This window comes from Streptomyces orinoci (genome assembly GCF_003121295.1).
Lineage (GTDB): Bacteria > Actinomycetota > Actinomycetes > Streptomycetales > Streptomycetaceae > Streptomyces > Streptomyces orinoci.
Window position 1 is genome coordinate 1 of record NZ_PHNC01000023.1, and the last position, 10,471, is coordinate 10,471.

The following is a 10,471-nucleotide window of genomic DNA, read 5'->3' on the forward strand; positions in this document are numbered from 1 at the left end:
GGGCTATGGGAGCCGATCGCACGCTGTCTGGGCGTACCGGACGGGCAGGGGGAGGGGATATGAGCGGGCTGCGGGCGGTGCGGGAGCTGCGGGCCCTGCTCAAGGACGGCGGTCTGACCGGCTCGTTCCTGGTCCGGGACTTGGCGACGGGGGAGGAACTGGGGATCAGCCCGGATACCGAACTGCCGCTGGCCTCGCTGGTGAAGGTGCCGCTGGCGATGGCCGTACTGGAACGCGTCCGGGACGGGCGGATCGACGGAGCCGCGATGATCGATGTGCCACCGGGGCGCGCCACCTCCGCCGGACCGGTGGGGCTGAGCAGATTCCGCCACCCGGCCCGGATCGCGGTGGAGGATCTGCTCTACCTCAGCACCTCACTCAGCGACAGCGCCGCGGCGGACGCGCTGTTCGGGCTGGTCCCGCCCGCCGAGGTGCAGCGGGCGCTGTGCGAGGCCGGGATCGGCGGCATCACCGTCCGCCATCCGATGCGCGAGCTCACCGACACCCCCGTGGAGCGGCTGGGGCCCAGGGGCGTCCACCTCGCCCACTCGCTGGCCATCGGCTCCCGCACCGCCGGGCATGGACACCCGGTTCCCCAACTGGACGTCAGCCGCGCCAACTCGGGGACCGCCCGTGCCTGCGTCGATCTGCTCCAGGCCCTATGGGTGCCCACCCGGATCCCCGGGACGGTGGCGGCCGGGGTGCGGGCGCTGATGGGCCAGAACGTCATCCGGCACCGGCCGGCCCCCGACTTCGGCTCGGACGCCTCCCAATGGTCCTCCAAGACCGGCACCCTGCTCAATCTGCGCCATGAGATGGGCGTCGTGGAACACGAGGACGGGTCCCGGTACGCCATCGCGGCGCTGACCGAGTCCACCGTGCCGGCGGCCGTACAGCCCATGGCGGAGGCGGTGATGGCGCAGGTGGCCCGGGGTCTGCACGATGAGCTGAGGGACCGCTGACGGCTCGCCTGTCCGCCGGTTCCGGCGAGGCGATAGGCTCGGGCCCGTGAAGTGATGACCCCGGCACGCCGATTCCCCGACGCCGGCCGGCCTGCGCGCCGAGCGTCCGCCGCGGTGTGCCCTTCGAGCTCCGGCATCCACTTCGCACGACGGGAACCACTCATGACCGATGAAGTCTTCCTCAGCCGGATCACCGGCCGGCTTGCCGCTCTGCCCGGTGTCCAGGCGGTCGCTCTCGGCGGCTCCCGGGCCCAGGGCACCCACCGCCCGGACAGCGACTGGGATCTGGCCGTCCACTACCGGGGCCGCTTCGACCCGGCGGACCTGCGGGCCATCGGCTGGGACGGCGAGGCCTCCGAAATCGGCGGCTGGGGCGGTGGGGTCTTCAACGGCGGCGGCTGGTTCACCATCGAGGGCCGGCGGGTGGATATCCACTACCGGGACTTGGCGGTGGTGGAACATCAACTGGCCGAGTGCCGGGAGGGGCGCTTCCACTGGGAGCCGCTGATGTTCCACCTGGCGGGCATTCCCAGCTACCTGGTGGTGGCCGAACTGGCCGTCAACCGGGTGCTGTACGGCACCTTGCCCCGGCCCGCCTATCCCGGGGCGCTGCGCCGGGCCGCCCCGCCGGTGTGGCGGGAGCGGGCGGAGCTGACGCTCCGTTACGCACTGGACGCCCATGCCCGGCGGGGCAGGGTCACCGAGCTGGCGGGCGCGGTGGCAACCGCCGCGCTTCAGACGGCACATGCGGTGCTGGCGGCGCGGGGGGAGTGGGTCACCAATGAGAAGGGGCTGTTGTCGCGGGCGGGGCTGCGGGGCGTTGACGGTGTGCTGGGTGAACTCCGGCCGGAGCCTGAGGTGTTGGTACGGGCGGTGGCGGAGGCGGAGGGGTTGTTCGCGGCCGCTCTGGGCGCATAGCTGCCGGGTGCGGGGTGCCCCATTGTCCCATGGCCGGTCGCGCCCATCCGGCGGAGCCGCCCGTCAGCCCCGCCCCGCGTACCTTACGGAGCGCGCCCCTAGCCGGAAGCCTTGCCGAATTCGCGGAGGAACGCCTCACAGAAGGCGGGCAGGTCGGCCGGCTTACGGCTGGTGATCAGGGCGTTGGGGCCGCCGGTGCAGACCTTGACCTGTTCATCGACCCAGACGCCGCCCGCGTTGGTGATGTCGGTGCGCAGGCTGGGCCAGGAGGTCAGGGTGCGGCCGCGTACCACATCGGCCTCCACCAGGGTCCAGGGGCCATGGCAGATCGAGGCCACCGGCTTGCCCTGCTCGAAGAAGTCGCGGACGAACGCGACCGCCTTTTCGTCCATGCGCAGAAAGTCGGGATTGGCCACGCCGCCGGGCAGCACCAGGGCGTCGTACTCGGCGGCCGAGGTGTCGGCCAGCACCTTGTCCACCGGGAAGGTGTCGGCCTTGTCCAGGTGGTTGAACGCCTGGACCTTCCCGGACTTGGGGGAGATCAGGGTGGGCGTGCCGCCCGCCTTCTCAACGGCCTGGTAGGGGTCGGTGAGTTCAACCTGTTCCACGCCCTCGGGGGCGGTGAGGAATGCGACCTTCACGATGCGATCCTTTCCATTTCCAGATACTCCTGGGGCGGTGCCGGACGGCGGTGTTTGCCCCGGCGGCGGGCGCGCAGACAGCGGGTGAGTTCCTCGGCGTAGGGGAGGGCCACAAACGCGCCCACGGCCAGGGCGACTCCGGCCAGATAGCGGCGCGGCAGCGGCCGGCGCCGGGGGACCAGACGCCAGGCGGCCGGGTTGCCGCGGCCGCCGCGCAGCAGGGAGCGCACCTGGTCGTGGTGCAGGCACATCAGGGAGGCCAGGGCGGCGAAGGGAAGGGATTCCAGAAAGCTGTGGATGTGCTGTTCGACGGGCTTGACCTCACGGTCGCTGTGCACCGCCGTGCGTACGTCCCACAGGGCGGTGGCCTCATGGCAGGCCGCCGCGCCCAACTGGACGGACAGCAGCAGCGGGTTGACCTCGTAGAGCAGGGTGAGCACGATCGGGACGCCCACCTCGGTCATCATCAGGGAGTGGATCAGGGACTCCTTGGTGCCGGAGGTCTCCTCGATGCGGGTGCGGCGGTGCATCACCCAGTCGGCGACGCCGGGGACGAACCAGGACGGCAGGAGTCCGTACATCAGATAGCGGGTGGTCGCGTCCTCCACGGAGACGGATCCGCGGTCGGTCATGGGGTGCCTCCGGTCAGCTGGGTGGCGGCCCGGTCGGCGAGGGCCATGATGGTCAGGGCGGGGTTGGCGCTGCCCTGGGTGGGCAGCACACTGCCGTCGGTGATGAAGAGGTTGGGGATGGCGAAGGTGCGCAAGTCCGCGTCCACCACGCCCTCTTCGGGGGTGCGGCCCATCCGGCAGCCGCCCACCAGATGGGCATAGCGCTCGATGGTCATCAGCTCGGTGGCGCCGGCGGCCCGCAGGATGCGTTCCATGGTGCGGGTGGCGGCTTCCAGCAGCAGGTCGTCGTTGTCGCAGTGGTAGTGGTCGAAGCGGGCGACGGGCAGGCCGTGCCGGTCCTTCTCGTCCGCCAGGGTCACCCGGTTACGCGCCTGGGGCAGGAACTCGCACAGCGCGCCCAGGGTGGCCCAGTGGCAGTAGTCCGTCATCCGCTGCCGCAGGTCCTTGCCCCAGTGGCCCTGCTGGGCGACGTGTTCGGCCCAGGTGATGGGCAGCGGGGAGACGGTCTGGATGGCATAGCCGCGGCGGTAGGGCTTGCCGGGGTCGGTCTCATAGAACTCCTCGGTGCTCACCTCGGGCGGCGGCGCCTTGTACATCCGGATCTCGTCGGGGAAGCGGCCGGCGGTCTGCGGAGCGCCCTGCACCATCACATAGCGCCCCACCAGGTCGTGGTCGTTGCACAGACCGTCCGGGAAGCGGGAGTTGGCGGAGTTCAGCAGCAGCCGGGGAGTTTCGATGGAGTAGCCGGCGATGGCCACGGCCGCGGCCCGCTGGAAGTGCTCCCGGCCCCGGCGGACATAGCGGACGCCGGTCACCCGGCGGCCCTGGGGATCGGTCTCCACCCGGGTGACCATGGCGTCGGCCCGGATCTCCGCGCCATGGACAATGGCGTCGGGGACATGGGTGATCAGCGGCGAGGCCTTGGCGTTGACCTTGCAGCCCTGGAGACAGAAGCCGCGGTAGATACAGTGCGGGCGGTTGCCGAAGCGGCCGTTGACGATCGCCACCGGGCCCACCCGCGCCTCGATGCCCAAGGCCGCGCAGCCCTGGAGCATCACCTCGCCATTGCCGCCCACCGGGTGCGGCGGGTGCGGGTGCGGATGGGGGTCGCCCCAGGGCCAGAACTGGCCCGCCACCGGGAGCTCTTGCTCCAGGCGCCGGTAGTGGGGGCGCAACTCCTCGTAGGACAGCGGCCAGTCGGCGCCGACCCCATCCAGGGTGCGGGTGCGGAAGTCGGAGGGGTGCAGCCGGGGGGCGTAACCGGCGAAGTGCACCATGGAACCGCCCACGCCCCGCCCGGAGTTGTTGGAGCCCAGGGGAACCGGATGGCTGCCGCCGATCACCCGGGGCTCGTTCCAGTACAGATGGTGGGAGCCGGACTCGTCACTGACCCAGTCCCGTTCCGGGTCCCAGAACGGGCCGGCCTCCAGACAGACCACCCGCCAGCCGGCGTGCGCCAGGCGCTGGGTGAAGGTGGCGCCGCCCGCGCCACAGCCCACCACCACCATGTCCACCTCGTCCTGGTCGGCGAAGTGGCGCATGGATGACCGCAGTTCGGTGACATGCGGCAGCCAGGCGGAGGCATTGCGGCGGCGGATATCGCCCTGGGGGCGGGCCGTCTCCTTGAGGGTCTGCCACCAGGGGGCGCTCACCGGGGCTCCTCCCAGGGCTCCCGCAGACCGCGGCCGAGCCGCAGATAGCCCTGCGGATAGGCGGGCCCGCCGAAGCCGATCTCGTCCCAGGCGTGGGGGTGGGCGTAGTAGGCGGCGGTGGCGTAGCGGGTCCACAGGGTCCAGACATGGGAGGCGGGCATGCCGTACCAGTCGCGGGAGCCCAGCTGCTTGATGTGATGCAGCAGCCGGTCCTGGTCGCCGTAGTCCAGGGCGGCGAAGGTACGGCCGTCATGGCGCAGCCGGGCGTCCTCGTCCAGGGCGGCCAGTGAGCGGCGCCAGGTCCGGTCGTCCTCGGGAAGGTCGGCATAGCGCCAGCCGTCGCCCTGTCCGGTGGAGAGCCGGGCGTCGATCACGGAGAGCACCGGCACCGGAGGGTCGCCGGGGCGGCGGGCCAGCAGATGGTCCAGCAGCGCCTCGGCGGCGGCCTCCTCGGCGGGGGTGAAGAAGCTCAGCGGCGGCTGGGGGCGGGGACCCAGCCGGGCCAGCACCACCCCGGCGGTGGCGGTGTCCCAGTCACCGGCCCGTCCGGCCACTCCACCGGCCTGGCTCACAGGGGAACGCCTCACCGCTCCCTCCGCAACGCGCTCGCCAGCAGCCCCATCCCGCCCACCATGCTCATCAGCAGCGGGGCGAACAGCGGCGGTCCCAGCTCGATGTTGTAACGGGCCATCCGCCAGCCCCCGGGCTTCTGGCCGATGCCCCGGATATGCAGATAGGTGCCCTGCAGGCCATTGGCGGCGATGGCGGCGGAGGCCAGCGGCAGCCAGGTGTGGGCGGCCCGCTCACTGCGGAAACCCGCCATTCCGGCCGCCACCCCCACCGGTCCCAGCAGCACCGGCCACCACATCACCCGGTTGCCGAAGCCGGCCCGGTCGTGCTCCAGATAGATCTCGGCGGCGGTGATGGCCGATCCGGCGGCGGTCAGCAGGGACAGCGAACGCTCCAGCCGGCCGTGCCGGATGTCGTACACCGCCCGGACCGTACGGGACTTGGCGCGCATCATCAGGAGTCCCCCGAGCGCTTGGGGCCGCCGGGCAGGAACTCCTGGATCTTCGCCTTGACGCCCTGGCGGATCATGCCCTTGCGGTCGGTGTCACCCTTGATGATCGACGCAGCGGTGGCCTCGATCTGGGCCCAGTCGGCGTGCGGCGGGATCGGCGGCACCGCCGGGTCGGTGAGCACCTCCACCACGGTGGGACGGTCGGCGGCCAGCGCCTCACGCCAGGCATCCGTCACATCCTCCGGGCGCTCCACCCGGATGCCGCCCAGCCCGATCTGGCGGGCGAAGGCCGCATAGGAGACGTCCGGGATGTGCTGGGAGGGCAGGAACTGCGGCGAGCCGCTCATCGCCCGCATCTCCCAGGTGACCTGGTTGAGGTCCTGGTTGTTCCACACGCCCACCACCAGCCGCGGATCCTCCCACTCGGAGTGGTACTTCATGGCGGTGATCAGTTCGGCCATGCCGTTCATCTGCATCGCCCCGTCCCCGACCAGGGCCACCACCGGGCGGCCCGGATGGGCGAACTTGGCGCCGATGGCGTAGGGCACGCCCGGGCCCATGGTGGCCAGGGTGCCCGACAGCGAACCGCGCATGGTGCCGCGCATCTCGATATGGCGGGCGTACCAGTTGGCCACCGAGCCGGAGTCGGAGGTGAGGATGGTGTCCTCGGGCAGCAGCGGGGACAGCGCCCGGGCGACATACTCGGGGTTGACCGGCTCGGCGCCGACCGCGGCCCGCCGCTCCATCACCTCCCGCCAGCGCTTCATCCCCTCGATCACCCCCTCCTGCCAGCCGCGCTTGTCCTTGCGGCGCAGCAGCGGCAGCAGCCGTTGCAGGGTGGCCCGGGCGTCCCCGATCAGATTGACCTCATAGGGGTAACGCAGGCCCGCCATATGGGGATCCAGCTCGATCTGCACCGCGCGGGCGGAGCCGAAGTCCGGAAGGAACTGCGAATAGGGGAAGTTGGAGCCGATGGTCAGCAGGGTGTCGCAGTCCCGCATCAGCTCATAGGAGGGGCGGGTGCCCAGCAGGCCGATCGCCCCGGTGACATAGGGCAGTTGATCGCTGAGCACATCCTTGCCCAGCAGCGCCTTGGCCACCCCCGCGCCCAGCAGCTCGGCGGTCTGCTCCACCTCCTGGCGGGCCCCGGCGGCACCCTGGCCGACCAGTATGGCCACCTTCTCACCGGAGTTGAGCACCTCGGCCGCCCGATTGAGGGCCTCGTCCGAGGGCACCGCCTGCCAGCCGCTGCGGTCCAGGCTGGAGGGCACCATCTTGAAGCTGTGGGTGGGCGGGGAGTAGTCCAGCTCCTGGACGTCGGCGGGGATGATCACGGCGGTGGGGGCCCGGCGGGCATAGGCGGTGCGAATGGCCCGGTCCAGGACATTGGGCAGCTGCTCGGGGACGGTGACCATCTCCAGGAAGTCGGAGCACACATCCTTGAACAGGGTGTGCAGGTCCACCTCCTGCTGGTACGAACCGCCCATCGCGCTACGGGCGGTCTGGCCCACCAGGGCCAGCACCGGGACATGGTCGAGCTTGGCGTCGTAGAGACCGTTGAGCAGATGGATGGCGCCCGGACCGGAGGTGGCGGCGCAAACCCCCAGCCGCCCGCTGAACTTGGCATAGCCCACGGCCTCGAAGGCCGCCATCTCCTCATGCCGGGCCTGGGTGAAGCGGGGCTGGTCACCGGCCCGTTCCCAGGCCGCCTGAAGCCCGTTGATGCCATCGCCGGGATAGCCGAAGACGCGTTCCACATCCCATTCGCGCAGCCGCGCCAGAATGAAGTCGGAGACCTTCTCGCTCACGGTTTTCCTCTCAAGTCCTTCTCGGTCGGCTCGCCTTGCTCAGCCGGTCAGGCGCGGCAGCACCTTGGTGCGGTAGAAGTCGAAGAAGCCCTGCTGGTCGGGGCCGATCTGGCTGATGTGCACCCGGTCGAAACCGGCCTCGGCATACGCCTGGAGGGTGCGCAGATGCTCCTCCGGGTCGTCGCCGCAGGTGACCTTTGCCGCCACCTGCCCGGGGGTGACCAGGGAGGACGCCTGCTCGAAGTGGGCCGGGGTGGGCAGCACTTGATTGAGCTCGCCCGGCAACTGCTCCACCGCCCACAGCCGGTGCGCGGTGCGTACCGCCTCCTCGCGGTCCGGGCCCCAGCAGACCTTGACGCCGCCGAACACCGGCTTGCCGCCCCCGCCGGCCCGGCGGAAGCGGTCCACCGCCTCCTGGTCGGGCCTGGTGGTCACCAGCCCGTCGCCCAGCCGGGCGGCCAGCTTCAGGGAGGCCGGGCCGAAGGCGGAGACATCGATCGGCGGGGGCTCGTCCGGCACTGTGTAGAGCCGGGCGTTCTCCACGGTGTAGTGCTTGCCATGGTGGCTGACCTCGCCGCCCTCGAACAGGCGGCGCATCACCTGGATGGCCTCCTCCAGCATCTCCAGCCGGACCGGGGCCTCCGGCCAGGGGCCGCCCAGAATGTGCTCGTTGAGCGCCTCGCCGCTGCCCACCCCCAGCCGGAACCGTCCCTCGCCCAGCAGCACCGCGCTGGTGGCCGCGGCCTGGGCGGTGACCACCGGGTGCAGCCGCACGGTGGGGCAGGTCACCGCCGTGTACACCGGCAGCGAGGTGACCTGGGACAGCGCGCCGATCACCGACCAGACAAACGCACTCTGACCCTGTTCCCGGGTCCAGGGATGGAAGTGGTCGGAGATCCACAAGGAGGTGAATCCGGCCTGCTCGGCCATCCGGGCCTGCTCCAGAAGGGCCTGCGGGGGGTGTTCCTCACAGGACAGGAAGTAGCCGTACTCGGTCATGGGGCCGTTGCCTCCTCCAGGTCAGACTGGACGGGTAACCGGTCGGAGCGGGACGAAACGTACGAGAGCCGCCGGGCATCCCCCTGCCCCGGTGCACGGGGGCAGGGGGCGTGCAGTCACCCGGAGCGCAGGGCGGAGCGCACCGCGTCCCGGGCGCGGTCGGCCACCGCGGTGGCCGGGCCCAGCACCAGGTTCTTGGCCGCCGACTCGGTGCCCGGGTGCGGCCGGGTGGGCGCCACGGCCTCCGCCGCCCGCACCGCCTTGGCCAGCAGCTCCAGCCGGTGCGGGTCACCGTTCTGGCGCAGCCGGGAGAACTCCTGCTTCTCCTCCGCCCGCGCGTGCTCCAGCACCGACCGGCGCAGCTCGGTGAAGCGCTCCACAAAGGCCGGGTCGTCCGGATCCAGCCCCTCCAGCCGGCTCAGCACCTCCTTGGCGGCCGCCTCCTCCTTCAGACGGTCGCTCACCACGGGCTCACCGCCCGCCACCGAGCGCCGGGCGTAGGGGTGGACCACCTCCTCCTCGGCGGTCTCATGCACCGCCAGCAGATGGACCAGCCGCTCGAAGGCATGCCTGCGCTCGGAGCCGGTGTGCGCCAGCACCTCGTCCAGGCGGGCCTCGATCTCCCGGTGCTGCCGGGTCAGCAGGGCGACGACGTCGGTGTCGTCGCGGTTGGCGGTGTTTTCGGTGCCGTTCGAGGGTGCCATCTGGTGATTCCTCCTCATCGAAGCGGCCGTGCCCCGTCAGGGGCGCGGGGAACTGCGCGACCAGCCACAACAGACCCGCACCAAAGCGCCGGCCGGGCCGACCGCGGCATCCGGCTACCCGGGGCGACCCCACTGACACCTCGCCCCCGGTAGGGATTCGGCCGTATCCCACGCCGCCCTCGGGCGAATCCGCAACGGGCCGACGCCGGGCGCATTCGCCCAGTGGAACCCCACCGTTTCCGCGGAAACACGCCGGGCACCCGCATCCGCAGCGACACGCGACCGGGGCCGGATCGCCGCCGGCCGCCGGCCGGTAACCGATACTTCACAAGCCCCCGGAGCCGGAGGAGGAGCGATGGCGCGAGGTGCCGCCGCGGCGGAGATCGCCGGATGGTGGGCCGGGCTGACCGCCGTATGGACCGTACTGATCAGCACCGTGGACACCCTGGAACTCGCCGTGGGGGCCGGCTGCGCCCTGGCCGCGGCCTTCGCCGCCCGCGGCGCCCGGCGGGCGGTGATGTAGGTGAACCCCTGGCTGGCGGCCGCCGCCGCGCTGATCGTCTGCGGACTGGGGCCCAGTCTGTGGGGCGCCGCCCGGGGCGGCGCCGGACGGCGGGTGGTGTCCCAGAACATGGCCACCCTGCTGCTGTGCCTGGTCTTCCTGCTGCTCGCCCAGGGCTACGGCCGTACCTCCTATGTGGACCTGGCCCTGGTCACCTGTGTGCTGGGGCCCGCCGGCACCCTGGTCTTCGCCCGGCTGCTGGGCGAGGAACTCGGTGAAAACCCGCCCGGGGCAAGGCTGTTGACGCCCGCGGTGCTCATCGGCACCCCCGCCGTCGTCATCCCGCTGTGTGTGGTCACCGGTCCCGGCCGGGCCATGCTCAAACTGCTGGCGATCGGGGTGCTGCTGATCGCCGGAGGGGTGGTCACCACCAGGGCGGTCCGCGGTGGCTGACACCCTGACCGTGCTCTCCCTGCTGCTGGTGGCCGGTGCCGCCACCGCCGCCGTGCTCAACCGGGACCCGGCCCGGCAGGCCATCCTGCTCTCCCTGCTCGGCCTGGGCCTGGCGCTGCTGTTCACCGTCCTGCAGGCGCCCGATGTGGGGCTCTCCCAGCTGGCCGTGGGCTCCGCGG

At 71.6% G+C, this 10,471-nt stretch carries 13 protein-coding genes; 5 read left to right on the top strand and 8 right to left on the bottom strand.

The features are described from left to right. The first annotated feature begins 59 nt into the window (after nt 1–59). Nucleotides 60–962, top strand: a complete 903-nt coding sequence (locus CV755_RS14380) for a serine hydrolase (protein ID WP_109280635.1) — start codon at nt 60–62, stop codon at nt 960–962. Nucleotides 963–1,124: 162 nt separating this feature from the next. Then, nucleotides 1,125–1,880 carry a nucleotidyltransferase domain-containing protein gene (locus CV755_RS14385; RefSeq protein ID WP_109280636.1) on the top strand — a complete coding sequence of 252 codons (756 nt, stop codon included), beginning with the start codon at nt 1,125–1,127 and terminating at the stop codon, nt 1,878–1,880. A 98-nt stretch (nt 1,881–1,978) separates the two neighbouring features. On the opposite strand, the gene CV755_RS14390 is transcribed toward CV755_RS14385, so the two are convergent. The 8 genes from CV755_RS14390 to CV755_RS14425 form a co-directional block, all read right to left on the bottom strand. Continuing rightward, a complete protein-coding gene (locus tag CV755_RS14390; RefSeq protein WP_109280637.1) occupies nt 1,979–2,521 on the bottom strand; it encodes a type 1 glutamine amidotransferase domain-containing protein in 543 nt (180 codons plus the stop codon). After that, nucleotides 2,518–3,153: a diguanylate cyclase gene (locus CV755_RS14395; RefSeq protein ID WP_109280638.1), complete on the bottom strand. Its 636-nt coding sequence runs from the start codon at nt 3,151–3,153 to the stop codon at nt 2,518–2,520. The genes CV755_RS14390 and CV755_RS14395 overlap by 4 nt, the downstream gene beginning before the upstream one ends. Further along, entirely contained in the window at nt 3,150–4,805 is a 1,656-nt protein-coding gene (locus tag CV755_RS14400; RefSeq protein ID WP_206608435.1) for a GMC family oxidoreductase, read from the bottom strand. Before CV755_RS14400 ends, CV755_RS14395 begins: the two co-directional genes overlap by 4 nt. Continuing rightward, the gene (locus CV755_RS14405; RefSeq protein ID WP_161968694.1) at nt 4,802–5,392 is read right to left on the bottom strand and encodes a gluconate 2-dehydrogenase subunit 3 family protein; all 591 of its coding nucleotides are present in this window, start codon (nt 5,390–5,392) and stop codon (nt 4,802–4,804) included. The genes CV755_RS14400 and CV755_RS14405 overlap by 4 nt, the downstream gene beginning before the upstream one ends. Further along, on the bottom strand, nt 5,389–5,829 hold the full coding sequence (locus CV755_RS14410; protein ID WP_109280640.1) for a hypothetical protein: 441 nt from the start codon (nt 5,827–5,829) through the stop codon (nt 5,389–5,391). Before CV755_RS14410 ends, CV755_RS14405 begins: the two co-directional genes overlap by 4 nt. Continuing rightward, complete coding sequence (locus CV755_RS14415) at nt 5,829–7,634, bottom strand: thiamine pyrophosphate-requiring protein (RefSeq protein WP_109280641.1); 1,806 nt, start codon at nt 7,632–7,634, stop codon at nt 5,829–5,831. The genes CV755_RS14410 and CV755_RS14415 overlap by 1 nt, the downstream gene beginning before the upstream one ends. A gap of 39 nt (nt 7,635–7,673) precedes the next feature. Next, nucleotides 7,674–8,633: a TIGR03557 family F420-dependent LLM class oxidoreductase gene (locus tag CV755_RS14420; protein ID WP_109280642.1), complete on the bottom strand. Its 960-nt coding sequence runs from the start codon at nt 8,631–8,633 to the stop codon at nt 7,674–7,676. A gap of 116 nt (nt 8,634–8,749) precedes the next feature. Continuing rightward, nucleotides 8,750–9,337 (bottom strand): hemerythrin domain-containing protein, encoded by a 588-nt coding sequence (locus tag CV755_RS14425; protein ID WP_109280643.1) that lies wholly within the window; start codon nt 9,335–9,337, stop codon nt 8,750–8,752. A gap of 355 nt (nt 9,338–9,692) precedes the next feature. Here CV755_RS14425 and CV755_RS35125 point away from each other — a divergent pair, with 355 nt between their 5' ends. The 3 genes from CV755_RS35125 to CV755_RS14435 form a co-directional block, all read left to right on the top strand. Then, nucleotides 9,693–9,860, top strand: a complete 168-nt coding sequence (locus tag CV755_RS35125) for a hypothetical protein (RefSeq protein WP_164503291.1) — start codon at nt 9,693–9,695, stop codon at nt 9,858–9,860. Continuing rightward, nucleotides 9,861–10,292: a monovalent cation/H+ antiporter complex subunit F gene (locus tag CV755_RS14430; protein ID WP_109280644.1), complete on the top strand. Its 432-nt coding sequence runs from the start codon at nt 9,861–9,863 to the stop codon at nt 10,290–10,292. Further along, on the top strand, nt 10,285–10,471 hold a 187-nt coding region (locus CV755_RS14435; protein WP_109280645.1), incomplete at its 3' end, for a hydrogenase subunit MbhD domain-containing protein. The genes CV755_RS14430 and CV755_RS14435, both read left to right, overlap by 8 nt.